Consider the following 26,233-nt stretch of genomic DNA (forward strand, 5'->3'; position numbering starts at 1 on the left):
CGTGAAACATACGCATCTGGACATAAAAAATGGGGCCGAAGCCCCATTATCACTGCCTGATTGTTTCACGTGAAACACTGCTATTTAAGAAAACCATCATAAGTCGTCTTGCATATCAGTGCCACTACCACAGCAAGGAACATCTTGCGAACAAACGAAGTGCCGTGTTTTATTGCCAAATGACTACCTAAAATAGAACCGCCAACACCACACACTGCCATCGTCAGACCCAGCATCCAGAGTACGTGACCGCTATACCCAAACCAGATAAGTGCCGCAGTATTGCAGGCAACATTCAATACCTTGGCTGCTGCGGAGGCACGCAGGAAATCATAACCAAAGATACGCACGAACAAAAACATGAAGAAGCTGCCTGTGCCAGGCCCAAAGAAACCATCGTAAAACCCTATGCCTGCGCCCACCAGCATAGCCATATAGGTTTCTTTTGACCCCGAAAACACAGGTTTATTGTCAGCGCCAAACTCTTTCTTTTTGAAGGTATAGATAGCCACAGCCACCAGGATGAAGGGTAAAGCCTTGCGCAAATAGGTGGGCGGGATATGTGTCACGAGGAAAGCCCCGGCAAAGGAAAAGGCAAACGCCATGAATGCGGCTGGTGCCACCATGCTCCAGCGCAGGCTGACTGTCTTCATATAGCGAGTCGCTGCGACTGTCGTTCCCCAGATACCTGCCATCTTATTGGTACCCAGTAAGGTGGCAGGAGCCGTCCCTGGCATGAAAGAGAACAAGGCGGGAACCTGTATCAAGCCACCGCCACCAACGATGGAATCAACAAAACCAGCGAAGAAGGCGGCCAGGGCTAAAAGAAAAATATCCATATTGAGCGTATTTGATTTGTGATTAGGGCCTGCATGCTGCCTCAAGAGAATATTTTGAACGGCAAACATGACACAGATAACTTATACAGAAGCACGCTGTAGGCAACAAGGTACAGGCCATGCCATAACAGTTGCAGTACGGCTTTGCCGGTTTGACTGCCCGCGACAAATCAGACAAGATGCAAATCCGGTGCAATAAATCTGTCGCTAGTTTGTCTTTCGCAAGGATCAACGCAATGAAGATTTCTCTATCTCTGATGTTTGCAGGATGCATGTTGCTTACTAACTCCATCTCGGCACGAGCTGAAATTGAAGTTCCCCTACGGCAAAACGGCGCGCCCGGCCTGCAACATCAGCAAGCAGAGACAGCAGAAGACAGGCATGAAACTGGCCGCCTGGACAGATACATCAGCTACGTCAGCAAACCGACATTGACTATTTACCCTGCCCCCGCTGACAAGGCAAACGGCACCGCAGTACTGGTCGTGCCGGGTGGCGGCTTCCGTTACGTCTGCATAGACAAGGAAGGCATAGAAGCGGCGCAATGGCTGAATACCCAAGGTATAACCGCTGCCGTTCTGAAATACCGTACGCTGGCACCAGACGGCGACCGCAGCTGGAAGTCCATACAGCCACTGACGGCAGACACCAGCCGCGCCATGCGCGTGCTGCGGCAACATGCGGGTGAATGGAAAATCGACAGCAAGAAGATAGGCGTACTCGGTTTCTCTGCCGGCGGCGTCATGGCCCTGCAACTGTTGATGGATCAGAATGAGGGTGACACCAGCGCCACCGACACAGTAGAACAAGCCAGCAATCGTGCAGACTTTATCGCCCTGGTATATACCGGTGTGCCTGGCGGGAAAATCCCAAAGGCAAGCAAGAACACCCCGCCCGTATTCATAGTCCATGCCTCGGACGATCCCAAAGCCCCACCGGTAGTCGCCGCGAAAATCTATCAGCAATTACTGGAAGGCGGTGCCCAGGCAGAACTGCATGCCTTCCGCCGTGGCGATCATGGCTTTGGCATGACACCTGCCAGCGGCAGCGCACGCAACTGGACCAGCCTGTATGCAGACTGGATGCGCGATTTGAAACTGCTGGATAAATAGAAAACACCAGCATGTGCTAAGGTAGATATCCCTACAACTAGCTAAATGAAAATGAGATAAAAATGAATGACTTTGAATTCAGAACCGTCCCCAGCCTGATCAGCCAAACCGGTGCAGCAACGCGCCTGGGCAAAATCATACGCCAGGAATTTCCAGCGATTAGCCATGTACTGCTGGTGACCGATGCCGGATTCCTGCATACCGGCCTGGTCCAACCTGTCATTGACAGTCTGGAAACGGAACAACTCAAAGTCAGTATTTTTTCCGACGTGATTGCCGATCCGCCAGAAGCCATCGTCTTGCAGGCAGTAGCCAACGCCCGGGACCTGCAAGTGGAACTGGTGGTTGGCCTCGGCGGCGGCAGCTCCATGGACGTGGCCAAGCTCATCGCCATCCTGGCCGGTAGCGATCAGAGCCTGGCTACCATGTATGGTATAGGCAATGTCAAAGGCCGTCGCCTGCCATTGATACAAATCCCGACCACGGCAGGTACAGGTTCTGAAGTCACCCCTATCTCCATCGTCACCACCGGTGCCACCACCAAGATGGGTGTGGTCGCGCCGCAGCTATATGCCGACATCGCCATTCTCGATGCGCAACTGACTACTGGCTTGCCAGCCAAGGTCACCGCTGCCACCGGCATAGATGCCATGGTGCATGCGATAGAAGCGTATACCACCAAACACAAAAAGAACCCGCTGTCCGACATGCTGGCAGTGCAGGCTTTGAAATTGCTGTGGAACAACATCGATGAAGCCTGCACCAATGGCAACAACCTAGCGGCAAGGCAAGCCATGTTGCTGGGTGCCATGCTGGCCGGGCAGTCTTTTGCCAATGCCCCCTGCGCGGCAGTGCATGCGCTGGCCTATCCGGTAGGCGGCATCTTCCATGTTCCGCATGGTTTGTCAAACTCTCTGGTTTTGCCACATGTACTACGTTTCAATGCCAGCCACGCATCAGAGCTGTACGCTGAGCTGGCTGCCATCATCGCGCCAGAAGCCACAGGCACGGCTGAGCAGCGTTGCCACGCCATGATCAAGGCCATGGAAGACCTGGCGGTGCGGGTAGGCATAGAAACCCGCCTGAGCCAGGTAGGCATCACCGAGAAAGACCTGGACCAGCTCGCCAGCGACGCCATGTTGCAAACACGTCTGCTGGGTAATAATCCACGTGAAGTGACGAAGGAAGATGCCAGAGCAATTTACGCAGCAGCTTTGTAAGTAGAGATAAGTAGCTAAGGATGACGCATGGAGGAGCAAGCATGCGTCATCTTGCCAGTCCAGTCACATTCCATCTCCCCAACATCACGCACCTCCTGAGTAGCCTGAAGGACGATTCCAGACATGGTGAACTTTGCGCATGAAGTCTCCGGCAATTCCATACTGCCCATCATCATGGCTTGTGCGGCAACCCGCAATGCCGATGACTTCAGCCTGATCGCCCAGGGGATTTTGCGCGAAGTCTTGCCGCATGAAATGATGGTCTGCGGCATAGGTGGCGTCAGCCCGCAGGGCAACTATGTACATAAGCTGCTGCAGTTCAACTGCCCGGTTGAAACATATCAATACTATCAATCACTGCTAGACAGCAAAGGCCGGGCCAATAGCCCCCTGATGCAAAAATGGCGTGAAACCCAGGAACCGGTTTTCTTCCAGGCCGGGCGCGATGACCATGCAGTTCCTGCGGAGTGGCTGGCTTCTTTCAGGAAGCAGAAAATGCATAACACCGTCGCCCACGGCATGCTGGACCTGAGCGGACATTTCTCCAGTTATTTCATCTTCACAAATTTACCTTTTGAAGTCAGCCATCAACACGCATATCTGCTAAGCCTGTTGACACCACATCTGCACCTGGCACTTGCCCATGCCCTGACAAGCGTAGAAGAATTTCCCGTCAAGCCCGGCATCAGCAACAAGACCCTCAGTGAGCGGCAAAGAGAAATCCTGCACTGGCTGCATGAAGGCAAGACCAATTGGGAAATAGCAACCATCCTCGAACTCACCGAAGTCAACGTCAAATACCACATCGACCAGATCTTCGCCAAACTCAATGTACGCAGCCGCGTGCATGCCGTCGCCAAAGCCTATGAACTGGGCTTGCTGTTACCAAGCCATAAAAACTGCCCCCCCCAGAACCTGTTCACGATCTGTAGCGAGCGTGCGTCAGCGGGATAAGGGTAACAAAAGCGCAGCGCAAAAAGCGGAATGTACTCTAGTACATGAGCATTTTGAGCAGCACATGAGGCCCATATAAGCCACAACCGCGCTCGCGCTTAAGATCGTCAACAGGTTCTCAGCCACTATCTGAACAGATAGTGGTGCTCCTGCCAACTTGCTCCTACCCTGTTTTTTCCTGCGCGCAAAAGCACGGGATTACATAAAAACACCACTGGAGACAACACCATGCAACACCGCACACTCATCCGGGTGCTCATTGCCATGAGCCTCAGCTTTATCGCCTGCGTCAGCCAGGCAGCCTGCCTCGACAATGTGGTACTGGTACACGGCAATGCCGGTTCACCGTCGGACTGGAATGCCACCGTCAGCACTCTCAAAAGCCAGGGTTATACCGATGCCCAGCTGTACCGCCCCAACTGGGGTTCCAAAACCAATCCAGCCATCAATGATCATGGCGCAGCCAACACCAATCCCGTCAAGGCCTCCATGCAAGCCGCCAAGGCAGCGTCTTGTACTGGCCGGATCGACGTCATCAGCCACTCCATGGGCGTGACGCTGGCGATGAAAGCCATCAATGAGCTGGCCTACTCTACGTCCGTGAATTCCTTCATCGGCATTGCCGGTGCCCAGCATGGGCTGGAGTCTTGCGGCGTTTATCCTTTCAATGTATTTACCCCAACCTGCGGCAGCAATGGCCTGTCCATAGACAGCCCGCTGATACTCTCAGTCAAGAACAAGCGCTATGGCAGCAAGATGTATTCGATCAAAAGCTATATCGATGAAGTGGTCTGTTACGGCAGTTGCTATGTGTATGGTTCGCACACCAGCAATATCGATGGCCAGAATGCGACGTATGACTTTGCCCTTGGCCATTTTGGTTTGAAGGACTATACGACGAATACCCAGGCCAGCCTGGTATTTCAGTGAGTAGTATCCTTGAATGAAACGTATGACTCATGCTCATTGACTCGCGGCCATACAGCGCCACCTGCCAATGAGCAGGCTTTAACCGGATTAAGACCGTGAAAAAATTTCTGCCCTTGCTTGCCCTGCTCCTGCTGGCTCTACTGGCTATCGTATTCATGTCGCCCGGCCAGGACGCTGAGGGTGTATCAAGCACACAACTTGCACAAACTCCTGCAGCAAAACCTGCCAGCAATAGTCTGGCCCAGTTCACCAGCCTGTGGAGCAATGCCGGTAGCCCTGGCACTGAGGCAACAGATACTTTCGACCAGCTATGGGCACGCCTGATCTCGCCTGCAGACCAGAACAGTGCTGGTGACGACACCCAGGACCAGTTAAGAAAACTCATGCAAGAGCAGCCCTACTATCTGAAACGTATCATCAGCTTGTACCAGAAAGAAGCCTCACCCCAGATCAAAGAAACCATCAGGAACCTGCTTTCCGGCATACGCAGCCCCGAAGTATTTGCCCTGTCCAGGCAACTCGCCAGCAGCAATGAGAGCGAGCAAAGAATCGCAGGCCTGATCCTGCTGCGTGACCTGAATATCTACCCGCAAGAAGAGCGTCAATTGATACGCCTGTCGCTCAATAATGAACAACAAGCCGCCGTCATCTTGCAGGCACTGGCGGCCCTGAAGCCACCGACACCACCAGCAGTACCGGATGCCCCAGCAAATCGTATTGATGCCCAAACCACGAAAGACATCATCAGCCAGTTGCAAAGCCTGACGCGCAACACTGACCCAGCCGTCAGAAGCCTGAGCGTATTGCAACTGGCGCAATGGGATAAAAACGACAGCAGCCTCAATTACTTTTCTGCCGCATTGAATGATCCGGTAGCCAGTGTGCGCCAGACCGCCATCTTCGCTCTTGCTCAGTCAGGTACAAGTGCAGATGCTGTGAAACAGTTATTGGACAAACTTATCAGCAATGCTGGTGAAACTGCACAGCTTAAAGCCAGCGCACAACAAGTCATGGATGCGCTGAAAGCAGACAGAGAGAAAATTCCGGGTGTTTAAAACCACACAGATTAAGCCTCATTGCGATTAAAAACTTTGCCTGATGCTCTACAGTTTCTGCATTGAAGCCAGCAGTATCAGGGATAGACATCATGTACAAAACTCAGGCCCAATCCGGCACAGCGCAGCATCCATTGTGGGCTTAATTCCAGCGCATAGTTACGCTTGCCAAAAGAACTGGCTTTCAAATGCAAACGCGCCCCCTGTTCTCTCAGCATCAGTAAAAATTGCGTATGCGGCGTCAGCTCATCGAATACCTCTGCCACAGCATCTTCCAGCAAATCATCTGTGGAAAGATATTCACCACGCTCAAATGGATCAGCAACCCAATAGCTTTCCCGATAAACACCCTCCAATAATCGGCCTTTAGGTGTCTGACGCTGCGTACCAAACATGTGGGCATGCACAGGTTTCATACCCAGGCGCTTAGTGATAAATGAAGGGTCAATGTTGGGATGCCAGATTTGTAGAGAAAGAAAATAGGAATAATTTTGCAATACAAGCTCTCTTCGATAATGTCTAAAACTCTCATCATTATTACAAAAAAAAACGACGAGAAATTCAGAAGTGGCAGAACAGCGCAAAACTCAGGCCTGAACCTATACCCAGCAGAAAAAAGTAGCGTAGATGTGTCTTGATATCGTTCGCGGGAAGATTGCCATTGACATCGCTTATAACAGACATGGCAAACAGCATACCCAATAAAGCATAGCCCAGACACAAAATAGCTTCGACAATAACATTACCAAAGAAAAAGCCCATGCAGGCAAAAACCGCCGATGTGTAAGGTATCAGCGTCAAATGGGCTTTATGGGTAAAGCCAAACATCAACAGGCAGATGACGGCTGCATAGGCTGCGCCGGTGAGACCACCAAGCATTGCAAAAGCGATCCTGTCCCATAAGCTGGTATCAGCATCCGGCATGGCAGGTGTACGTGGTATTTTGGGTTTCATGCAGGCCTGGCAGAAAACAAGAATTGTGCAATATTAAGCAAATCGCAGACATAAAAAAACCCCGCAAGCTGCGGGGTTCTCCTTATAGCATATTGAGGAGCTAAAAGTCAGCCCGCCCTGGCCTTGCCAGTACGCTCCACGTAAGCCATCAATTCACCGACGATACCGCGCCTGAAAGCCAGTACGCAGACGATGAAGATCAGGCCCGTAACGATGGTGACGGAGTCACCTATGGTGCGGAACCATTCTATTGTCGTGATGTTTGCCAGCAGGTTGCCGAGGTCACCCAGTTTGTTTTCCAGCGCGATGATGATGATGGCACCCACTATCGGGCCCACCAGCGTGCCCAGACCGCCCACCAGGGTCATCAATACCACCAGGCCAGACATGGACCAGTGTACGTCTGTGAGCGTCTCAAAACCCAGTACCAGGGTTTTGGTGGCACCTGCCAGACCGGCCAGTGCAGCCGACAGCACGAAGGCCATGAGCTTGTAGCGGTCCACGTCATAACCGAGTGAGATCGCGCGTGGCTCGTTTTCCTTGACGGCTTTCAAGACCTGGCCAAAAGGAGAATGTACGGTGCGCATGACCAGGGCAAAACCGGCGATGGCAATTGCCAGCACAAAGTAATACAAGGTCAGGTCAGAACCCAGGTCCACCATACCCAGCAGTTTGCCGCGAGGTACGCCTTGCAAACCATCTTCACCACCGGTGAACTTGGCTTGCAGGAAAACGAAGTAGAGCATCTGCGCCAGCGCCAGCGTGATCATGGTGAAGTAGATACCCTGGCGGCGTATCGCCAGTGCGCCCATCACCAGACCTATCAGGGCTGCGGCCCCTACCCCCAGCAAGATACCCAGCTCAGTCGGCAAACCGGCATCGCGCAAGGCCCAGCCAGCGATATAACCGGCAGCGCCAAAAAAAGCTGCATGGCCAAAGGACAGCAAGCCGGTAAAGCCGATAAGCAAATTAAAGGCACAGGCAAACAGGGCGAAGCACAAAAGCTTCATCAGGAACACCGGATAGACAATAAACGGTGCCGCCAGTAACAGGGCAAAAGCAATGCCGTAACTGATTTTCTTATTCATGGTGGCTCCGTTTATTTTTCTTTACCGAACAAACCGGCAGGGCGGATCATCAGTACAATCGCCATGACGATGAACACAACAGTCGCCGACAGCTCAGGATAAAACACCCGTGTCAGACCTTCGATAATACCGAGGCCCAGACCTGTCAAAATCGAACCCAGGATAGAACCCATGCCACCGATCACCACCACCGCAAACACCGTGATAATCAGGTTGGAACCCATCAGCGGCGACACCTGTATGACAGGTGCAGCAAGCACACCGGCAAAGGCAGCGAGAGCCACACCAAAACCATAAGTCAGCGTCACCATCAGCGGTACATTGACACCAAAGGCTTCGACCAGTTTGGGGTTTTCAGTACCGGCACGCAGGTAGGCACCAAGCTTGGTTTTTTCGATGACAAACCAGGTGGCAAAGCAAACCACCAGCGAGGCAACCACCACCCAGGCACGGTAATTCGGCAAGATCATGAAGCCCAGATTGGTCGCCCCTGTCAGTGCTTCCGGCACCTGATATGGCTGGCCGGATACGCCATAGATGGAACGGAAAACCCCTTCCAGCATCAGCGTAATACCAAAGGTCAGCAACAAACCATACAGGTGATCAAGCTTGTACAGCCAGCGCAGCATGGTCTTTTCTATGACGATGCCAAACAGCCCCACCAGCAAAGGTGCAGCAAGCAGCATGACCCAGTAATTGATCCCAAAATAATTCATGCCCATCCACGCAAGGAAGGCACCCATCATATACAGGGCACCATGGGCAAAGTTAATCACATTCAGCAAGCCAAAAATCACAGCCAGCCCGAGAGACAGCATCGCATAAAACGAGCCGTTGACCAAGCCCAGCAAAAGCTGGCTCAGCATCGCTTGCAGCGGAATACCAAATATTTCCATGGCACGCTAAATAAAAAATGGATGGAAAGGTGAAGACCTCTCAACACAGAGGCACGGAAACACAGAGAAAATCAGGAGAAAATCATTTCTTTCTGCCTAATCTCTAAGTACTTCCTCTGCGAAAAATCTAGCGTTGAATGACTTCAATTTTGCAAACGTGAAGGTCGCGACAAAGTCCGCGACCTTACCCGTAAAACAACGGCAATGCTGAAATTCAATTATCGGGATGCAGAGCAAGGCGCAAAACACAGCAATACGAAAGTATTGCGAGGCTTTGCAACACAGCTATGCGCCCGAGAATTGGATTTCACTTCCAGAGGGAGCATTTGGATTCGGATTTGGTGGTAAATGCTTGCTCACCCGGAATAGTCTGCGCCACTTTGTAGTAATCCCAAGGCTCTTTCGACTCGGCGCTGGTTTTCACCTGCATGAGGTACATGTCATGGATCATGCTGCCGTCGCCACGGATATAACCGTTCTTGGCATACATGTCATTGACCTTGGCAGCCTTCAGTTTTTCCATGACCTTGGCCGTGTCATCCGTACCTGCTGCCTTGACGGCATTCAGGTAAGTCAGGGTCGCAGAGTAATCAGCCGCTTGCAGGCTGGAAGGCATTTTCTTCATTTTTTCGAAATAGCGACGTGACCATTTGCGCGCTTCTTCATTCTGGTTCCAGTACCAGCTATCGGTCAGGTACATGCCGTTAGTGGCATTCAGACCCAGGGAATGGATGTCATTGATAAACATCAGCAAGCCAGCCAGTTTCATGGTCTTGGTGACGCCAAATTCATTGGCTGCTTTAATCGCATTGATGGTGTCGCCGCCAGCATTTGCCAGGCCCAGGATTTGTGCCTTGGAAGCTTGTGCCTGCAACAGGAAAGAAGAGAAATCAGATGCCGACAGTGGGTGCTTGACCGAACCTGCGACTGTGCCTCCATTGGCTTTGACGACGTTGGCAGTATCACTTTCCAGCGAAGCACCAAAGGCATAATCAGCCGTCAGGAAATACCAGCTTTTGCCACCTTGCTTGACGACGGCAGAACCCGTGCCTTTTGCCAGGGCCACCGTGTCGTAGGCATAGTGAATTGTGCTTGGTGTGCATTCTTCATTGGTCAGCCGGGCAGAGCCGGCACCGATGGAGATAAAGATGCGTTTCTTTTCAGCGGCCACTTTGGACATGGACAAGGCTGTACCTGAATTGGTACCGCCGATCAGCATGTCTACGCCATCACGGTCAAACCATTCACGTGCGCGGCTGGCAGCGATATCGGCCTTGTTTTGATGGTCAGCTGTGACCAGTTCAATTTTCTTGCCCAGTACTGTGCCACCAAAATCGGCAATTGCCATCTTGATGGCTTCTGCACCGCCCTGGCCATCGATATCAGAATACAGGCCGGAAATATCGGTGATGAACCCGATCTTGACGGTGTCACCAGATACTTGCGCATTTGCATTCAGCGCAAAACCAGCGAGTGCGGCGGAAACTGCGAGACTTGCTACTTTTAATTTCGTGAATGTTGCTTTCATGCGTCTTCTCCAATCATATTTTTATTCAACCCTGCTTCACCAAGACAGCGAGGCAGTTACCTTACAGATATACATCTTACACACCCAACAACTCATTCAAGACCGGCATTTTTTCCTGCAATTGCGCAGACGCAAAACTCTCCACGATCTGCCCATGCTCCATGACATAAAACCTGTCCGCCAGCGGAGCAGCGAAGCGGAAATTCTGTTCCACCATGACGATGGTATAACCCTTGGATTTCAGCATCGTGATCATGCGCGCCAAAGCCTGCACGATGACCGGTGCCAGGCCTTCAGAAATTTCATCCAGCAGTAACAAACGGGCACCAGTACGCAAGATACGCGCTACCGCCAGCATCTGTTGTTCACCACCGGACAAGCGTGTGCCCTGGCTGTTTTTACGCTCAGCCAGATTAGGGAACATTTCGTAAATCTCGGCCACCGACATGCCCTTGTTATCTCTCGATACCGAAGGCGGCAACATCAGGTTTTCTTCTGTGGACAAGGAGGAAAATATCCCCCGCTCTTCCGGGCAATAACCCACACCCAGATGCGCCACTTTATGTGTGGGCAGATGGATAGCCTCTTGCCCATTGATCTTGATCGACCCCTTGCGTGCGCCAGTCAGGCCAACGATGGCACGCATCGTCGTCGTGCGCCCGGCACCGTTGCGACCGAGTATGGTCACCACTTCACCCTGGTTCACTTTGAGGTTCACGTCATGCAGGATATGCGATTCGCCATACCAGGCTTGCAGGCCGGTAATTTCCAGTGCCGGGCTGGTGTTTGTACTTGTATTTTTACTCGTGGCACTCATGCATGCGCCCCTTCCAGCTCACCACTGGTGCTGCCCATATAGGCTTCCATGACTTTGGGATTGGTGGAAACTTCCTTGTACGTGCCTTCAGCCAGCATGGCACCGCGCTGCAAGACCGAGATCTTGTCGCAAATACCCGACACCACGCTCATATTATGTTCCACCATGAGGATAGTGCGGCCAGCCGACACCTTCTTGATCAGATCAGTCACACGATGCACATCTTCATGGCCCATGCCTTGCGTAGGTTCATCGAGCAGCATCATTTCCGGTTCCATGGCGAGGGTGGTGGCAATTTCCAGCGCACGCTTGCGGCCATAGGGCAAATCAACCGTCACCGTGTCGGCGAATGAAGTCAGATCGACTTCAGCCAGCAATTCCATGGCACGCGCATTGAGCTGATTCAGCGATTGTTCGCTTTTCCAGAAATGAAAGGATGTGCCGAGTTTTCTTTGCAAGCCTATGCGCACGTTTTCCATGACCGTCAGGTGCGGGAACACTGCCGAGATCTGGAATGAACGTATGATGCCCTGGCGCGCAATCTGGGCCGGCTTGGCCGAGGTGATGTCGCGGCCATTGAACAGGATTTGCCCCGAAGTCGGGACAAGAAATTTGGTCAGCAAATTGAAACAGGTGGTCTTGCCGGCACCGTTAGGGCCGATCAGGGCATGGATATGCCCACGCTGCACCTGCAAATTCACATCGCTTACAGCTGTGAAGCCCTTGAACTCTTTGGTCAAGCGCTTAGTCTCCAGGATGACGTCGGTCATCTCTTCTCCTTATTGTCTGGCTTATGGTATTTAATCCCACTACATCCAACGCGACAACACTTCCTTATTTTTGGAAGTTTTTATATTAGCTTTTTATAATACCCAGCAAACCGTTTTCTAAACAATACGGTATAACTACCATAAGTAGTACCACGCAAGATTTGGAAGTTTTTATTTTCCCAATATACTCCTTGCCGCCTTCTCTGCAATCATCACAGTAGGTGAGTTGGTATTACCTGAGGTTATGGTCGGCATAATAGAAGCATCAGCAACGCGCAGGCCGTTTATGCCTATGACGCGCAAGTTGCTATCGACTACCGCCAGGGCATCCTCTACACGCCCCATCTTGCAGGTACCTACCGGGTGGAAGATCGTCGTGCCTATATCCCCCGCTGCCCTCGCCAGTTCTTCTTCCGTCTGGAACTGTACACCAGGCTTCATTTCCTCTGGCTGGTATTTTTGCAATGACGGCGCGGCAATGATCTTGCGTGTCAGTTTCAGCGAGTCGGCAGCAATCTTGCGGTCTTCAGGCGTTGTCAGGTAGTTGGGCACGATTTTCGGTGCTGCAGCTGCATCATTGCTGGCAATGCGCACATGGCCACGCGAAGTAGGGCGCAAATTGCAAACACTGGCCGTGAACGCCGGGAAATCATGCAGAGGGTCACCAAATTTCTCCAGCGACAAGGGTTGCACATGGTATTGCAGATTGGGTGTCGCCTGGCTGGCGTCCGAGCGGGTAAATGCACCCAGTTGTGATGGTGCCATCGACATGGGACCACTTTGGAACATCGCATATTCCAGTCCTATGCGTGCCTTGCCTATGAGGCTATTGGCCATCTTGTTGAGCGTTTTTGCACCAGTAATCCTGAAGGCAGAACGTATCTGCAAATGGTCTTGCAAATTGCCGCCGACGCCAGGCAATTCATGCACCACATCAACCCCTACCTGTTGCAAATGTGCCGCATCACCTATGCCCGACAACTGCAAAATCTGCGGTGAACCTATGGCTCCTGCGGCCAGCACGGTTTCTTTCACGGACTCGGCAAACCAGCTGCGGCCACCGCCTGTGAATTCCACACCTGTGCAACGCTTGCCTTGTTCATCATTCCTGATGACCAGTTTTTGTACCTGGCAACCTGTCATAATGGTCAGGTTCGGCCTGTTTGCTGCCGGTTTCAGGAAGGCCTTGGAAGCATTCCAGCGTACACCGCGTTTTTGATTAACGTCGAAATATCCACAACCTTCATTATTGCCACGGTTAAAGTCATCGCTGTTAGGGATGCCAACTTCGGCTGCTGCACTGCGGAAAGCATCCAGGATTTCCCACGACAGCCTTTGTTTTTCCACCCGCCATTCACCGCCCTTGCCGTGGAATTCTGCATCACCGCCGTGGTGGTCTTCACTCTTCTTGAACAGCGGCAAGACCTGCTCCCAGCGCCAGCTATCGTCACCCGTCAGCTCTGCCCATTGCTGGTAATCCCTTTCCTGACCACGCATATAAATCATGCCATTGATGGATGAACTGCCACCCAGCACCTTGCCACGCGGATAGATAAGGCTGCGGCCATTCAGGCCCGCTTCTGCCTCGGTACGGAACATCCAGTCTGTGCGTGGATTATTGATGCAGTACAAATACCCAACGGGGATATGTATCCACACATAATCATCCTTGCCACCTGCTTCTATCAGCAAAACCCTGTTATCAGGGTTCTTGCTGAAGCGGTTTGCCAGTACGCAACCTGCAGTACCGGCACCAACGACGATGTAATCAAACTGTCCTGCTGCTTCCATACCGTTTCCTTATTTTAATTTAAGCCTGCATTTCCGCGACCAGCGCAGCCATCAGTTCTGCCACGCTCACATCCCTGGTCGCTGCCATACCCTGCCCGGCCCACATCGACATCAGTTCAGTATTGGCTGCCTTGCCCGCCGCTGCACGTATGGAACCCGTCAGTGCATTCTGTATCGGGTAGGCAGGCACCTTGTCAGCCACGGCATCCATGGTTTGCATGAAATGATTGTCGAGACCACGTGCAATACGGCCAGAAAAAGCCCGGGTCTGGCGTGTGGTGTCACTACTGCTTTCCAGCAGGCGTTGTTTGTAAGCTGGGTGTATCGCCGATTCTTTTGTCGTCAGGAAGGCCGTGCCCATCTGCACCATCTGCGCTCCCGCCTGCAGCATTTGTTTGATCTGTCTGCCATTCATGATGCCGCCAGCAGCAATAACCGGTACTTGCATGTGCGGCTTACAGGCTTCCAGCAAGGCAGACAGGCCCAGGGTCGACTCTTTTTGCGCACCAATGAAAGTCCCACGGTGACCACCCGCCTCTACCCCTTGCAGGCAAACTGCATCTGCCCCCATGGCTTGCCAGACGATGGCTTCCTGCAGATTGGTCGCAGTACCCACCACTTTTATTCCGGCATCATGCAGTCGGTGCATCTGGCTGCCATGCAGCACATCAAAGGTAAAGCTGGCAACCGCAGGACGGGCCGTGATCAGGGCATCAAGCTGGGCCTCAAAGTCTTCACACCAGCGGGTTGGGGTCGGCAGGTTGTCCCAGCCCAGTTCTGCACAAACTGGCTGCAGCAAGAGCTTGGCCGCTTCCAGGGCGGCGAAATCGACTTGTGGACGGGTTTGTACGAACAGGTTGATCGCGAAGGGCTTGTCCGTCAGCCTTCTGATGTGCTCAGCCTGTTCTATGATGGCGAGCGGAGTCAGCAAAGGGGCTGCGAGAGAGCCAAGGCCGCCTGCATTGGACACTGCGGCCACCAGTTCCGGGGTAGTGGCGCCACCGGCCATGGGGGCCTGGATGATGGGGTGGGGGCAGAGGGTTTGCAGGCTGGACATTTGGGGCTCCGGGTTTATTTAAGTGAGTTGTTGGAAACAGGTAAATCAGGCTTTCATCAATTTTCGTGTTTGTACGCTAACTCATTTACTCACTTCTGTCACTGTATTGCGATTGCAGGTCGGGGGTAGCCCGACAGCTACTTACCTTTTTTGCTTCGCCAAAAAAGGTAAGCGAAAAAAGGCGACCGAGGCGTCGCTGCCCCCTAAAGGGGGTCCCATTTGCTGCAAGTCAAAAAATGGGAAAGCCCGAAAACTCGCTACGCTCAAACATCGGTCTTTCTATTTCCATTTTCTGCCGTGCAGCAAATGCATCGACACATCGGAACGGCTAACTTCAAAAACAACAGCAACCCCAAAACACAGGTTAATTGATCATGCTCAACGATATATGCATAACGGTCGCATTGACGTGGCAGTTGCTGTTGTTTTTGACTTTCAACCGCTTGGGACGAAGCCGTTTGTGTGATGCAGAAAATGGAAAAAGAAGTGTCCGTTGTTTGAGGTGTAGCTGGGGTTTCGAGATGCATGCATCTCGCCAGCGTAACGGCAATCGCTTACAAGCGATTGTGCGCCCTGCAAGGGCAGCGAGTTTCGGACACTTCCCATTTTTTGCTTCACACAAACGGGCACTCCCGAAGGGAGCGAGTCTGCGGTCGCCTTTCTTTGAATCCTTTCTTTGGCGAAGCAAAGAAAGGATTTCGGCCGCCGGGCCGAGACCCGGCTTGTCTGCACGAAGGGCAATCGTTTTAATCAAAGCACGGAAAACACAACGAACGCCACTGGGCTCCTGCCTTCGCAGGAGCGACATTAATACCTATACGGTATCGCAGCCGAACCCCATCCTCATCCCAACCTTCTCCTTGAAGGAGAAGGAGCACGCAACTGCTACTTCGCCACCGGCATCGTAAACTCTGCCCCTTTATCTATGCTATCCGGCCACCTCTGCATGATGGATTTATAGCGCGTATAAAACCGTATGCCCTCTTCGCCGTAGGCATGCACATCACCAAATAAAGAGCGTTTCCAGCCACCAAAAGAATGCCAGGCCATGGGCACAGGAATAGGCACATTGATGCCCACCATGCCGACTTGTATGCGACGCGAAAATTCGCGGGCTGTATTGCCGTCCGAGGTAAACAAAGAGACGCCATTACCAAATTCATGGCGGTTGATGAGTTCAACAGCAGACGCAAAATCAGGAACGCGGACTACGCACAGAACCGGGCCAAAGATTTCTTCGCGGTGTATTTTCATACCCTCTTTGACGTGGTCAAACAAACAGCCGCCAAGGAAGAAACCGGACTCATGGCCAGGCACTTTGAGGCCACGGCCATCGACCAGCAGTTGCGCGCCTTCGGCTATGCCTTCAGCGATATAAGACTCAATTTTTGCCTTGTGCTGAGCAGTCACTACCGGGCCCATTTCGGCATCAGACTCCATACCATTTTTGATCTTCAGGGCCTGCACCCGTGGTACCAGAGCTGCTACCAGTTTGTCGGCCACATTGCCAACGGCAACAGCGACCGAGATCGCCATGCAGCGTTCACCGGCAGAGCCGTAAGCTGCGCCCATCAGGGCATCGACGGCTTGTTCCAGATTAGCGTCGGGCATGACGACCAGGTGATTTTTTGCGCCGCCCAGAGCCTGCACGCGCTTGCCCATGCGGGTACCTTCGCTGTAGATGTATTCAGCGATAGGGGTAGAACCGACGAAAGAAATCGCCGACACATCGGGGTGCTGGAGCAATGCATCGACAGCGACTTTATCACCCTGCACGACATTGAAAACACCATCCGGCAAACCGGCTTTTTTGAGCAAGTCAGCAATCAGCAAAGAACAGGAAGGGTCGCGCTCAGATGGTTTCAGGATGAAGGTATTGCCTGTCGCTATCGCCAGCGGTGCCATCCACATCGGTACCATGAAAGGAAAGTTGAAAGGCGTAATGCCAGCTGTTACACCCAGCGGCTGGCGCAGATTGTAATTGTCTATGCCGCCGCCGATATTGTCCGAGAATTGTGACTTCAGCAATTGCGGCATGCCACAGGCAAATTCGACGATTTCTATGCCGCGTGTGACTTCACCCATGGCATCCGACAAGACCTTGCCATGTTCGCGGGTGATCAGGGTTGCCATTTCCTTATGATGCTGGTCCAGCAATTCCTTGAACTTGAACATCACACGGGCGCGTTTCAGCGGCGCAGTTTCTGCCCAGGCCGGTGCGGCAGCCTTGGCGGCGGCGATGACGGCATGCACTTCCGCTATGCTGGCGAGGGCAACACTGCCTGTCACTTCGCCAGTAGCTGGGTTGAATACATCTTGCTGGCGGCCACTGGCAGAAGCATAGGCCTGGCCATTCATATAATGCGCGATTGTGGATGTCATAAGTAAACCTTAGAGATAATGTGAAGTTTTTTCTGCGGTGACACAGAGATTAATTCACTCGCCGTGGTTAATCCAATGAGTTATTATCAATAGCAATATAAGGATTACTGATAATGGACTTGATACAACTACGCGCCTTTGTCGCCGTGGCAAAAGAAGGCAATTTGACACGGGCAGCAGAACAATTGCATGTGACCCAGCCCGCAGTCAGCCTGCAAATCAAGTCCTTGCAAGATGCCTTGCAATTAAGTTTATTCACACGTAGCGCCAGTGGCATGCGCCTCTCCAACGATGGTGCCAAACTCTTGCCTTACGCAGAAAAAGTCATTGCCAGCATGGCTGAATTTCGCCAGGCCGCCCATAGCATGCACAGCACCATTTCTGGTGAGCTGGCGATAGGCACCATACTTGACCCTGAGTTCACCCGTCTCGGTCTATTTTTGAAGCGTCTGGTCGAGACTTATCCACAGTTATCCACAAAATTGCAGCAAGGCATGTCGGGGACAGTCTTGCAGCAAATTCGCGCCGGTACGCTGGATGTGGGCTTTTATCTCGGCCAACCACCCGACGATGGTAAAACGCCTTGCCACAGCCAGGTGCTGACACCATTTACTTACCGGGTAGTGGCACCCAAGGGATGGAAAAACCGGGTCGCTGGCCAGGACTGGGCCAGTCTTGCCAAATTGCCGTGGTTGTGGACGCCGGCTGAATCCGCACATCACCGGCTGCTGAGCCAGATTTTCGCCGGACTGGGTGTCACCCCCAACAAGGTCGCCCTGGTAGACCAGGAGCCAACCATGCTGGACCTGGTGAAATCTGGTGTTGGCCTGAGCCTGATACGGGATTCCATCGCCATACGCGAAGCCCATGCCCATGGCCTGGTGATTGCTGATGCCGTCAGTGTCACGACGGAACTGAGCTTCATCTGCCAGGAAAAGCGCCAGCATGAAGCCATGATCGCGGCCAGTTTCGCCTTGTTGAAAACGATCTGGGTATAGATGTTTGCAAGAGTGTATCCTCCGCCGCACACCAGAGCTCAAAACCAGAAAATTTCTGCCTTTATTGGAAATTCAGCGGTATATTCGCACCACTTATCTATTTCGGAAAATCGTTCGTGAAACTCCTGTTATCCAGTTTGCTTGTATCTCTGGCCATCGTTCCTGCCATCAGCCATGCAGAAACGATCAAACTGCTTATCCAGGAATTTGCGCCTTTTACGCACACTGACATCAAAACCGGTGAAATCCAGGGTGCGCTGACCGAAAAGATCGCAGAGATACTCAGGCGTGCCGGCGATAACTACAGCATCAGCAGCACATCCCTCGCACGCGGTTTGAATTCCACGCTCAATGATGACAATACCTGCCTGTTTGGCTTTCGCCGCACGCCCGACAGAGAACATCTGTATAAATGGGTGGGCCCGCTGGTCAACGACAATTGGGTTTTGTATGGCCGCAAAAATGATAGCCGCGTGCTAAAAAGTTTTGAAGATGCCAAAGCGTATTCGATAGGTTCGTACAAAAATGCAGCCACAGGCGTGCAACTCAGCGAACAAGGCTACAAAATAGAGTTTGCGAGCCAGGATGATGACAATCCACGTCTGCTGGTGAATGGCAGGCTGAACTACTGGATAGTCTCAGAGTCACACGGCATGTTCCTTGCCCAGCAGCAAGGCTTTGCCAACGATATTGTGCGTGCCATCAAATGGAAAAGCATAGAGCTCAACATGCTGTGCAATGTCCGCATGGACAAGCAACGCATAGAGCTCTACAACAAGATTAATAAAGAACTGGATAATGACGGCACCATGGAAAAAATCATGCGCAAGTACGGGATCAAATAATGGCCAGATCGACCAAGGCCGCCCATGCAGTCAACCGCCTGCGTGAACGCAGCAATAATGCTCCCTATTCCATGGTCAGCCTCGCGGATGGCCGGTTTTCCCTGACCCTGGCCAATCTCGAACAGCTAGACGAATTGCCTGTCAGCGTCAGCGATGCCATGGAAATGGATGAATTTGTCGTTTATGTTAACAACCTGCATAAACAGGCTCCCAAAAAAGCCAGCAAACTGGATGTGGCTTTTGAGAAAAAAATCGCGGCAGCCAAACAGAAATAAAAGTCTTCAGAAGTAAATCTATAAGGAAAATTCTATGAAATACCATTGTCTTACTGCCCTGCTTGCCACCAGCCTGTTCACTGGCATCCTGCCCGCCGCATCGGCCCAGGCACAAGCCGCTGACAGCGTGGTCATCAGCAGGCTCACTAAAATCGATGAAAAAGTCGGCAGTGGCAAAGAAGCCCTGCCTGGCAATACTGTGTTTGTCCATTACACAGGCTGGCTGCATGATCCTTTTGCCAGCAAGGAACGTGGCACCAAATTTGACAGTTCCGTAGGCCAGCAGGCTTTTTCCTTCACCATAGGCTCGGGCCGCGTCATCAAAGGCTGGGAACAAGGTGTAGCAGGGATGAAAGTAGGTGGCAAACGCACCCTGATCATACCGCCAGAGTTGGGCTATGGTGCCGCAGGTGCAGGCAATGGCATGATACCGCCGAACGCCTACCTGATTTTTGATATTGAATTACTTGAGGTCAGATAAAGCCAGGCCATCGCGGGGTCAGGGCCTTCAGGGTAACTGTCTGGCCTTGATTTCCTGCAAGTCTGTCCAGACAGACTCATAAGAATAAATGGCATAAAAGAATACCGAGATCGCCAGCACCGTTGCCAGGGTTCCCGCATAAAACAGCAGGCTAAGGCCAGCAGGGAAAATATACTGGTACCAGCCCAGCAGGCTGGCAGCGACCATGGCAAAAAAAGACAGGTTGATCAGGCGGCGGCTTTTACGCATGGTGCCAAAAGCAAAAAACACCAGCACCAGTAAAGACAAAGAAAAATTGAGTAACCCCGCCACAGAATTGCCTTTCTTGCATAATATTAAATCAATAAACTACTATATCAAATTCAATCCTGTTTGCCATTGCAGGAATGGCTAAAATTGTAACCAGACGTCAGCATCAGGCTGAAAATTTTTCATTCTGCATTTTCTGTCTCTCTTCCACAGGGATCAGATACATCAGGAATTTCTATGACATATCTGCTTGCACTAGACCAGGGCACTTCCAGCTCACGCAGCATCATCTTCAATGAAGTAGGTGAATTGATTGCCACCGCCCAGCAGGAATTCCGTCAGATTTTCCCGCAGCCAGGCTGGGTAGAGCATGATGCCCAGGAAATCTGGCAAAGCCAGTTTGCCACCTGCCAGCAAGTCATCGCCAAAGCCGGTTTGCGGGCCAGCGACATCGCCGCCCTGGGCATTACCAACCAGCGCGAAACTACGGTGCTATGGGACAGAAAAACAGGCCAGCCGCTATACCATGCCATCGTCTGGCAAGACCGCCGCACAGAAGCTTATTGCGATGAATTGCGTCAGCAAGGCTATGCGCCACGCATACAAGCCAAGACTGGCCTGATACTTGACCCGTATTTTTCTGCCACCAAACTCAAGTGGCTGCTCGATCATGTTCCCGACGCGCGCCGCCGTGCAAATGCCGGTGAACTGGCTTTTGGCACGATAGACAGCTGGCTGGCCTGGCAACTCAGCGAAGGCGCGCTGCATGTCACCGATGTCAGCAATGCTTCGCGTACCATGCTGTACAACATCCACGACAACAAGTGGGATGAAGAATTACTGAGCTGGTTTGACATACCCAAAAAATTGCTGCCAGAAGTCTTGCCATCGAGTCACCAATTCGGTCACAGCAAACTGCTGGGCACATCCATTCCCATCGGCGGTATCGCTGGCGACCAGCAGGCCGCCTTGTTTGGCCAGGCCTGCTTTACCCCGGGCATGGCCAAAAATACCTATGGCACGGGCTGCTTCATGCTCATGCATACCGGTGATCAATGTCCAGATTCACAAAACGGCCTGATCAGCACCGCAGCCTGCCAGACCGATGCTCATGCCCAATATGCGCTGGAGGGCAGTGTCTTCATCGGCGGTGCAGTCGTGCAGTGGCTCAGGGATGGCCTGAAAGCCATACAGCATTCGACTGATGTAGAACAACTGGCGGCCACCGTGCCAGATTCCGGTGGCGTGGTCTTTGTCCCCTCTTTCACTGGGCTTGGAGCACCTTACTGGGTGCCATCTGCGAAGGGTGCCATCCTCGGCCTGAGCCGGGGCAGCACGGTCGCCCATATCGCCCGCGCTGCGCTGGAATCAATCGCCTTTCAAAGTACCGCCCTGCTGCAAGCCATGGTCAGGGACGCAGTTTTCCCTATCAGGGAATTACGTGTCGATGGCGGTGCAGCGGCGAATAATATGCTGCTGCAATTCCAGGCAGACTTGCTGGGCATACCGGTGATACGCCCCAAAGTCACAGAAACCACGGCCCTGGGCGCAGCTTATCTGGCAGGTTTGGGAGTTGGGGTATATAAAAGTATGGAAGAATGCGCGAACCAGTGGCAAATGGACAGACAATTCATACCAGCCATGAGCCGCGATGAAGCCGCCAGCCTCATGCAAAACTGGGAAATCGCCATAGGGAAAGTAAGATAAGACAAATAATATAAGAAAAATAAAATCACCCAAAGACAAGATATCCACAGCCTGTTTTACAGTCTGCTTTACAGCCTATCGCTGGCATTTTTACTAAAAAGAGAGAGAAAAAATGAAAATCATCAAATGGTCTGCCGGCATACTGATTACTGCCATCGCCCTGATACTGGCAATTGCCTATGCCTTGCCAAATGAATACAAGGTCAGCCGCAGCATCCAGATACATTCCACCCCGGCCAAGATCTTCCCCCTGATCGCCGCACCTAAGGAATGGAAAAACTGGTCAGTCTGGAATCAGCGTGACCCGAATATGAAAATGGAATTTTCTGGCCCGGAATCAGGCACGAATGCCGCCTGGGAATGGAAAAGCGCATCGCAGGGCAATGGTGGCATGAAACTCAGTCATGCCAGCCCTTACCGTGAAATTGATTATGAGCTGCATTTTGAAGGCATGGGCAAACCATCGACGGGCAGTTTCCTGCTGGAAGCCCAGCCAGATGGGACTAAAGTCACCTGGAAAATGGAAGGCAGCAGCGAAGGAAATTTCATGATGAAGCTATTTGCCCCATTTATGGATAAAATGGTGGGTCCCGATTTTGAAGCTGGCTTAAGTAATCTTAAAAAGTTCGCCGAGAAAAATTAAAGCCCACGTAGCTAAAACTACATCGCATTTCGACTGATTGCATCAATGAAACTCAAGTACGTCCTGATAATGGCATTGCAGATGCTGACTGCATTGCCAGCCTCCCCTGTTCTCGCTGCCGCAACTGGCAATACTCCTGCCCCGGCCAGCGCCAAGCCAGGCACGCAGGCAGTATTTGTCGTCGCGCCAGAAGACTTGCCCAAGCAAAATTCTGGTGTGCAAATAGACACACCAAAACAAACAGCACCTGAAAAAAGCAATAAGCCGGAAGTTGCCATACAAGTCTGGTCAGGCCCGGTCCCCCTCGCTGGCGGCCTGTGGATACTGGTAGCCTCCATGCCTGTGCTGGCCTCGCTGTATTTTGCTTATCAATTATTGTTGTTTATCAAAGCCAGACGGCGCCGTTTATCCACAGAACGCGGTAGCTGAGGCAATCTGGCGATTGCCTGAATTTCTTGAAAAGCATGCTGCTCCAGGGCGCATGCTTTTTTTGTGGTGTTTTTTTGTTGTTTCTTTATCTGTTTTTCACATAAACTTCATCAGTTTGTCACTTGCCTGTCACCTGTACATCCTAAAGTCTTCCCTATCCAAATCATAAGCGGGAGACCAGCATGTCCAGCAAAGCCCTGATAGACAGCGCCGTTTTCAATTCCACCACGTCTGGTCGCAAGGGCCTGGCAGACAAATTGTTTGCCCACTGGTTCAGCCGCCTTGTGTATGCGCAGATCTGGGAAGATCCACAAGCTGATCTGAATGCCCTGCAACTGAAACCAGGCGCGAATATCCTGACTATCTCCTCCGGTGGCTGCAATGCCCTGGCTTATCTGTCCGCTGAACCGGCTGCAGTGCATGCCGTGGATTTGAATGCGGCACACCTGGCGATGCTCAATATCAAGCAAACTGCCATCAGGCACTTGCCGGACTATGATGCAGTGCTGGCATTTCTGGGCAATGCCGACAAGCCTGATAACCTGAAGCGCTACAAGCGTCATATACGCAGTCAATTGTCAGACGATGCTAGCAACTTCTGGGAAAGTCGCTCATTGTCAGGCAAGCCGCGCTACCATTATTTTACCAACCAGGCTTATCAGCATGGCTTGCTGGGCAACTTCATCGGCTTTGCGCATTTCTTTGTGCGCATGATGGGTGGCGACATGAGCAAGCTCATGCAGGCTAACAACCTGCAGGAACAGGCCCAGCTATTTGAACAATATGTCGCCCCGGTATTTGAGACCCGCCTGTTCCGTCTGATTGCCAGCCAGCCCCTGGCCCTGTATAGCTTGGGCATACCACCTTCGCAATTTGCTGAGCTGAAACACGATGCCAAAAACGGCCTGCATCTTTTGTTCAAGGAAAGAATGCGTCACTTGGCCTGTGATTTCCCTCTGGCAGAAAACTGTTTTGCCCAACAGGCATTTGGCCGCCGTTATGACACCAAAAAGCAGGCAGCCCTGCCCATGTATCTGCAACAAGAGCATTTCCATACCCTGCGCCGCAATATAGACAGGCTACATGCGCACCATCAAACCCTGACTGATTTTTTGCGCGGCCAGCCACGTGCATCCATGGATGCCTATCTCTTCCTCGATGCCCAGGACTGGATGGATAAGCAACAATTAACAGAACTCTGGCAAGAAGTGACGCGCACTGCAGCACCTGGAGCCAAAGTGGTATTCCGTACCGGTGGCAGCGAATCACCACTGGAAGCCAAGTTGCCACCAGAAATACTGGCTGCCTGGCATACCGACGTTGACCATAACCGCGCCCTGTATGCCACTGACCGCTCTGCCATCTATGGCGGCATGCACCTGTATACCAAGATGTAATCGCCAAATTGCATACCTCTTTACCGCCACGCGTGGTGGCAGATGCCCTGTGGCTGTTGACAGCGCGTTCACGCGGTGGCCAGCACTGGCTGCACAATGCCACTTGCGACATTCAGACCGTAGAAATTGCAGGGCAAAGTCAGCCCGTCAGTTTATTGGACAGCAGCAACTGGCAAGAAAGCTATGTCGCCAGCCCACGTTCAACCTGGCTGCGTTATCCGCGCCAGGAGATGCTGCGCGGCGCAAGCCCAGCCAAGGCACAAGCGATCAAACTACTCAGTTGTCCCATTCTTGGTCCTCTTTCTACACTATTCAAAGCCAGTAAACTGGACCAGGCAGCGATTATTGCGAATCACCTGGTTTCCACCAATTTGTACGCAGACTGGTCAGCAGGCGAAATCAGTAAGACCACCGACAAGCTGCTAAGCACTTATCCACAGCGCCCGCTGATGATGCGCAATATCTGTCCACAGGTAAACCCCGAACTTTCAGCCAGCCTGCTCGCTACCGGCTGGCAATTACTGCCCAGCCGCATGATCTACCTGTGCGATCCACAACAAGCCAGCGTCTGGAAACACAATCATGTGAAACAGGATGCCCGCCTGCTTGACCATCCTGAAGTAGAAGTGCTGACACATGACCACCTGCAAATGCAGGATATCGCTGTCTTGCAACAACTCTACCGCCAGCTCTTCATCGATAAACACTCTTATCTTAATCCCGACTTCACAGCCGCCTTCTTTGAACTTTGCCTGGAAACCCAGTTTCTGGAAATGCATGCCCTGCGCTGGCAAGGCCGCCTGGTCGGTGTGCTTGGTATTTATGCACATCATGAGAATGGCTGGCTGACTACGCCTTTGATAGGTTATGACACCAGCCTGCCTAAAGAGCTGGGTTTGTACAGGCGATTGATGGCTTTATTACTCAAAACAGCCAGAGACAAGAAGCTGAAACTGCATTACAGCTCAGGCGCCAGCCAGTTCAAACGGGCACGCGGTGGTATTCCTCAACTGGAATATACCGCCATTTATAACCGCCACTTATCCACAACTACAGTACAAAGTACTGCGCTTTTTGCCCGCTTACTCAGGACTTTTGCGCCAGCAATCCTAAAAAAAGCGGACGGGATTTAAATAAAAAATATAAAAACAGCTATGTTTTTCCTGTGGATAAGCCTATGCATATCCACAGGACGAACTGTGTAAAACCACAAAAAGTCTGACTGAGGTTTTTCTTATCCCAAAACCGTCCTTTTTTCATACAGGACTTATCAGTGCATCTATACATGAACCAAGTGCTTGTTTCTGTGGACAAATTAAGACTTATCCACAAAAAATCGCGACGTTAACTACTATTACTATGTATATATAAACTAATTATTTAATTAAACCCTTTTCGGAAAGCCCTGGAAACCTTTTCTGAAAGACCTGGTTTTGATACAAATAAAAAACGCCTGATTAAAAATTTGGAATTTGATATTTACAATTCGATCTTTCAAAAAAAGCACCTGGTCAGCACCAGACACTTTTCATAAAAAAACCTGGCTTCCCAAAAATAGGACATCACATTTTTTTTATTGCAGACAAATTCAAGTTTTGAAAACTGCCTTGCATCAAAAAAATCAGTCCATGATTTTGCAAGAGATCATCGACCTCCTTTTTTCCCCTGAAATACTTCCCTACAGCGCAATAAATCAGCTTTTTTCTGAAAATTCACGTTGAAAAACAACATTTTAAAAAAAATCTTTGTGGATAAGTCAGCTGATATCCACTGCATCTATTGTGTGTAACTCCAACTTCTCTGATCTGCAGGTTTA

At 51.7% G+C, this 26,233-nt stretch carries 27 protein-coding genes; 14 read left to right on the top strand and 13 right to left on the bottom strand.

Going from position 1 to position 26,233, the window contains the following annotated elements:
* Positions 1-80 precede the first annotated feature (80 nt).
* Positions 81-839 carry a TSUP family transporter gene (locus UNDYM_RS27675; RefSeq protein ID WP_162044024.1) on the bottom strand — a complete coding sequence of 253 codons (759 nt, stop codon included), beginning with the start codon at positions 837-839 and terminating at the stop codon, positions 81-83.
* Between the two features lie 272 nt (positions 840-1,111).
* On the opposite strand from UNDYM_RS27675, the gene UNDYM_RS27680 reads away from it, so the two are divergent.
* From UNDYM_RS27680 to UNDYM_RS27700, 5 genes are all read left to right on the top strand, one after another.
* The gene (locus tag UNDYM_RS27680; protein ID WP_162044025.1) at positions 1,112-1,951 is read left to right on the top strand and encodes an alpha/beta hydrolase; all 840 of its coding nucleotides are present in this window, start codon (positions 1,112-1,114) and stop codon (positions 1,949-1,951) included.
* Positions 1,952-2,013: 62 nt separating this feature from the next.
* Positions 2,014-3,171, top strand: a complete 1,158-nt coding sequence (locus tag UNDYM_RS27685; RefSeq protein WP_162044026.1) for an iron-containing alcohol dehydrogenase — start codon at positions 2,014-2,016, stop codon at positions 3,169-3,171.
* 123 nt (positions 3,172-3,294) lie between these two features.
* Positions 3,295-4,125, top strand: a complete 831-nt coding sequence (locus UNDYM_RS27690; protein ID WP_162044027.1) for a helix-turn-helix transcriptional regulator — start codon at positions 3,295-3,297, stop codon at positions 4,123-4,125.
* A gap of 228 nt (positions 4,126-4,353) precedes the next feature.
* Entirely contained in the window at positions 4,354-5,055 is a 702-nt protein-coding gene (locus tag UNDYM_RS27695) for a lipase (protein ID WP_162044028.1), read from the top strand.
* Between the two features lie 95 nt (positions 5,056-5,150).
* A complete protein-coding gene (locus tag UNDYM_RS27700) occupies positions 5,151-6,110 on the top strand; it encodes a HEAT repeat domain-containing protein (RefSeq protein ID WP_162044029.1) in 960 nt (319 codons plus the stop codon).
* A gap of 77 nt (positions 6,111-6,187) precedes the next feature.
* Here the strand turns inward: UNDYM_RS27700 and UNDYM_RS27705 are convergent, their stop codons facing one another.
* From UNDYM_RS27705 to UNDYM_RS27755, 11 genes are all read right to left on the bottom strand, one after another.
* Positions 6,188-6,694: a DUF4279 domain-containing protein gene (locus UNDYM_RS27705; protein WP_370529418.1), complete on the bottom strand. Its 507-nt coding sequence runs from the start codon at positions 6,692-6,694 to the stop codon at positions 6,188-6,190.
* Positions 6,672-7,064, bottom strand: coding sequence for a hypothetical protein (locus tag UNDYM_RS27710; RefSeq protein WP_162044031.1), 393 nt, complete (start codon positions 7,062-7,064; stop codon positions 6,672-6,674). Before UNDYM_RS27710 ends, UNDYM_RS27705 begins: the two co-directional genes overlap by 23 nt.
* Before the next feature lie 107 nt (positions 7,065-7,171).
* Positions 7,172-8,152 carry a branched-chain amino acid ABC transporter permease gene (locus UNDYM_RS27715; RefSeq protein ID WP_162044032.1) on the bottom strand — a complete coding sequence of 327 codons (981 nt, stop codon included), beginning with the start codon at positions 8,150-8,152 and terminating at the stop codon, positions 7,172-7,174.
* A gap of 11 nt (positions 8,153-8,163) precedes the next feature.
* Entirely contained in the window at positions 8,164-9,048 is an 885-nt protein-coding gene (locus tag UNDYM_RS27720; protein WP_162044033.1) for a branched-chain amino acid ABC transporter permease, read from the bottom strand.
* A gap of 307 nt (positions 9,049-9,355) precedes the next feature.
* Positions 9,356-10,576: an ABC transporter substrate-binding protein gene (locus tag UNDYM_RS27725; RefSeq protein ID WP_162044034.1), complete on the bottom strand. Its 1,221-nt coding sequence runs from the start codon at positions 10,574-10,576 to the stop codon at positions 9,356-9,358.
* 76 nt (positions 10,577-10,652) lie between these two features.
* The gene (locus UNDYM_RS27730; protein ID WP_162044035.1) at positions 10,653-11,393 is read right to left on the bottom strand and encodes an ABC transporter ATP-binding protein; all 741 of its coding nucleotides are present in this window, start codon (positions 11,391-11,393) and stop codon (positions 10,653-10,655) included.
* On the bottom strand, positions 11,390-12,163 hold the full coding sequence (locus UNDYM_RS27735; protein WP_162044036.1) for an ABC transporter ATP-binding protein: 774 nt from the start codon (positions 12,161-12,163) through the stop codon (positions 11,390-11,392). The genes UNDYM_RS27730 and UNDYM_RS27735 overlap by 4 nt, the downstream gene beginning before the upstream one ends.
* Positions 12,164-12,334: 171 nt before the next feature.
* Positions 12,335-13,954, bottom strand: a complete 1,620-nt coding sequence (locus UNDYM_RS27740) for a GMC family oxidoreductase (protein ID WP_162044037.1) — start codon at positions 13,952-13,954, stop codon at positions 12,335-12,337.
* 19 nt (positions 13,955-13,973) lie between these two features.
* Complete coding sequence (locus tag UNDYM_RS27745; protein WP_162044038.1) at positions 13,974-15,011, bottom strand: nitronate monooxygenase family protein; 1,038 nt, start codon at positions 15,009-15,011, stop codon at positions 13,974-13,976.
* Between the two features lie 263 nt (positions 15,012-15,274).
* On the bottom strand, positions 15,275-15,538 hold the full coding sequence (locus tag UNDYM_RS27750; protein WP_162044039.1) for a hypothetical protein: 264 nt from the start codon (positions 15,536-15,538) through the stop codon (positions 15,275-15,277).
* A gap of 358 nt (positions 15,539-15,896) precedes the next feature.
* Positions 15,897-17,393: a CoA-acylating methylmalonate-semialdehyde dehydrogenase gene (locus UNDYM_RS27755; RefSeq protein ID WP_162044040.1), complete on the bottom strand. Its 1,497-nt coding sequence runs from the start codon at positions 17,391-17,393 to the stop codon at positions 15,897-15,899.
* Positions 17,394-17,506: 113 nt separating this feature from the next.
* Between UNDYM_RS27755 and UNDYM_RS27760 the strand changes: the two genes are divergently transcribed.
* The 4 genes from UNDYM_RS27760 (at position 17,507) to UNDYM_RS27775 (ending at position 19,992) form a co-directional block, all read left to right on the top strand.
* Entirely contained in the window at positions 17,507-18,391 is an 885-nt protein-coding gene (locus UNDYM_RS27760; RefSeq protein WP_162044041.1) for a LysR family transcriptional regulator, read from the top strand.
* A 116-nt stretch (positions 18,392-18,507) separates the two neighbouring features.
* On the top strand, positions 18,508-19,236 hold the full coding sequence (locus tag UNDYM_RS27765; protein WP_162044042.1) for an ABC transporter substrate-binding protein: 729 nt from the start codon (positions 18,508-18,510) through the stop codon (positions 19,234-19,236).
* Positions 19,236-19,511, top strand: coding sequence for a hypothetical protein (locus UNDYM_RS27770; RefSeq protein ID WP_162044043.1), 276 nt, complete (start codon positions 19,236-19,238; stop codon positions 19,509-19,511). The genes UNDYM_RS27765 and UNDYM_RS27770 overlap by 1 nt, the downstream gene beginning before the upstream one ends.
* Before the next feature lie 34 nt (positions 19,512-19,545).
* Positions 19,546-19,992 (top strand): FKBP-type peptidyl-prolyl cis-trans isomerase, encoded by a 447-nt coding sequence (locus tag UNDYM_RS27775; RefSeq protein ID WP_162044044.1) that lies wholly within the window; start codon positions 19,546-19,548, stop codon positions 19,990-19,992.
* Between the two features lie 27 nt (positions 19,993-20,019).
* On the opposite strand, the gene UNDYM_RS27780 is transcribed toward UNDYM_RS27775, so the two are convergent.
* A complete protein-coding gene (locus UNDYM_RS27780) occupies positions 20,020-20,304 on the bottom strand; it encodes a hypothetical protein (protein ID WP_162044045.1) in 285 nt (94 codons plus the stop codon).
* Positions 20,305-20,478: 174 nt separating this feature from the next.
* Here UNDYM_RS27780 and glpK point away from each other — a divergent pair, with 174 nt between their 5' ends.
* The 5 genes from glpK (at position 20,479) to UNDYM_RS27805 (ending at position 25,550) form a co-directional block, all read left to right on the top strand.
* Positions 20,479-21,948: a glycerol kinase GlpK gene (glpK, locus tag UNDYM_RS27785; RefSeq protein ID WP_162044046.1), complete on the top strand. Its 1,470-nt coding sequence runs from the start codon at positions 20,479-20,481 to the stop codon at positions 21,946-21,948.
* A 112-nt stretch (positions 21,949-22,060) separates the two neighbouring features.
* Positions 22,061-22,591 (top strand): SRPBCC family protein, encoded by a 531-nt coding sequence (locus tag UNDYM_RS27790; protein WP_162044047.1) that lies wholly within the window; start codon positions 22,061-22,063, stop codon positions 22,589-22,591.
* A gap of 69 nt (positions 22,592-22,660) precedes the next feature.
* Entirely contained in the window at positions 22,661-23,020 is a 360-nt protein-coding gene (locus UNDYM_RS27795; protein ID WP_162044048.1) for a hypothetical protein, read from the top strand.
* A 182-nt stretch (positions 23,021-23,202) separates the two neighbouring features.
* Positions 23,203-24,417: a DUF3419 family protein gene (locus UNDYM_RS27800; protein ID WP_162044049.1), complete on the top strand. Its 1,215-nt coding sequence runs from the start codon at positions 23,203-23,205 to the stop codon at positions 24,415-24,417.
* A gap of 8 nt (positions 24,418-24,425) precedes the next feature.
* A complete protein-coding gene (locus UNDYM_RS27805) occupies positions 24,426-25,550 on the top strand; it encodes a GNAT family N-acetyltransferase (protein ID WP_162044050.1) in 1,125 nt (374 codons plus the stop codon).
* Positions 25,551-26,233 lie beyond the last annotated feature (683 nt).

This window comes from Undibacterium sp. YM2, assembly GCF_009937975.1.
GTDB lineage: Bacteria > Pseudomonadota > Gammaproteobacteria > Burkholderiales > Burkholderiaceae_D > Undibacterium.

Bases quoted from the DNA above. Each gene is read 5' to 3' on its own strand.
- UNDYM_RS27800 (WP_162044049.1), top strand. From the start codon at position 23,203: ATGTCCAGCAAAGCCCTGATAGACAGCGCCGTTTTCAATTCCACCACG.
- UNDYM_RS27745 (WP_162044038.1), bottom strand. From the start codon at position 15,011: ATGTCCAGCCTGCAAACCCTCTGCCCCCACCCCATCATCCAGGCCCCC.
- UNDYM_RS27790 (WP_162044047.1), top strand. From the start codon at position 22,061: ATGAAAATCATCAAATGGTCTGCCGGCATACTGATTACTGCCATCGCC.
- glpK (WP_162044046.1), top strand. From the start codon at position 20,479: ATGACATATCTGCTTGCACTAGACCAGGGCACTTCCAGCTCACGCAGC.
- UNDYM_RS27775 (WP_162044044.1), top strand. From the start codon at position 19,546: ATGAAATACCATTGTCTTACTGCCCTGCTTGCCACCAGCCTGTTCACT.
- UNDYM_RS27710 (WP_162044031.1), bottom strand. From the start codon at position 7,064: ATGAAACCCAAAATACCACGTACACCTGCCATGCCGGATGCTGATACC.
- UNDYM_RS27760 (WP_162044041.1), top strand. From the start codon at position 17,507: ATGGACTTGATACAACTACGCGCCTTTGTCGCCGTGGCAAAAGAAGGC.
- UNDYM_RS27725 (WP_162044034.1), bottom strand. From the start codon at position 10,576: ATGAAAGCAACATTCACGAAATTAAAAGTAGCAAGTCTCGCAGTTTCC.
- UNDYM_RS27750 (WP_162044039.1), bottom strand. From the start codon at position 15,538: ATGCATCTCGAAACCCCAGCTACACCTCAAACAACGGACACTTCTTTT.
- UNDYM_RS27675 (WP_162044024.1), bottom strand. From the start codon at position 839: ATGGATATTTTTCTTTTAGCCCTGGCCGCCTTCTTCGCTGGTTTTGTT.
- UNDYM_RS27720 (WP_162044033.1), bottom strand. From the start codon at position 9,048: ATGGAAATATTTGGTATTCCGCTGCAAGCGATGCTGAGCCAGCTTTTG.
- UNDYM_RS27770 (WP_162044043.1), top strand. From the start codon at position 19,236: ATGGCCAGATCGACCAAGGCCGCCCATGCAGTCAACCGCCTGCGTGAA.
- UNDYM_RS27680 (WP_162044025.1), top strand. From the start codon at position 1,112: ATGTTGCTTACTAACTCCATCTCGGCACGAGCTGAAATTGAAGTTCCC.
- UNDYM_RS27740 (WP_162044037.1), bottom strand. From the start codon at position 13,954: ATGGAAGCAGCAGGACAGTTTGATTACATCGTCGTTGGTGCCGGTACT.
- UNDYM_RS27695 (WP_162044028.1), top strand. From the start codon at position 4,354: ATGCAACACCGCACACTCATCCGGGTGCTCATTGCCATGAGCCTCAGC.
- UNDYM_RS27730 (WP_162044035.1), bottom strand. From the start codon at position 11,393: ATGAGTGCCACGAGTAAAAATACAAGTACAAACACCAGCCCGGCACTG.
- UNDYM_RS27755 (WP_162044040.1), bottom strand. From the start codon at position 17,393: ATGACATCCACAATCGCGCATTATATGAATGGCCAGGCCTATGCTTCT.
- UNDYM_RS27715 (WP_162044032.1), bottom strand. From the start codon at position 8,152: ATGAATAAGAAAATCAGTTACGGCATTGCTTTTGCCCTGTTACTGGCG.
- UNDYM_RS27795 (WP_162044048.1), top strand. From the start codon at position 22,661: ATGGCATTGCAGATGCTGACTGCATTGCCAGCCTCCCCTGTTCTCGCT.
- UNDYM_RS27690 (WP_162044027.1), top strand. From the start codon at position 3,295: ATGGTGAACTTTGCGCATGAAGTCTCCGGCAATTCCATACTGCCCATC.
- UNDYM_RS27735 (WP_162044036.1), bottom strand. From the start codon at position 12,163: ATGACCGACGTCATCCTGGAGACTAAGCGCTTGACCAAAGAGTTCAAG.
- UNDYM_RS27685 (WP_162044026.1), top strand. From the start codon at position 2,014: ATGAATGACTTTGAATTCAGAACCGTCCCCAGCCTGATCAGCCAAACC.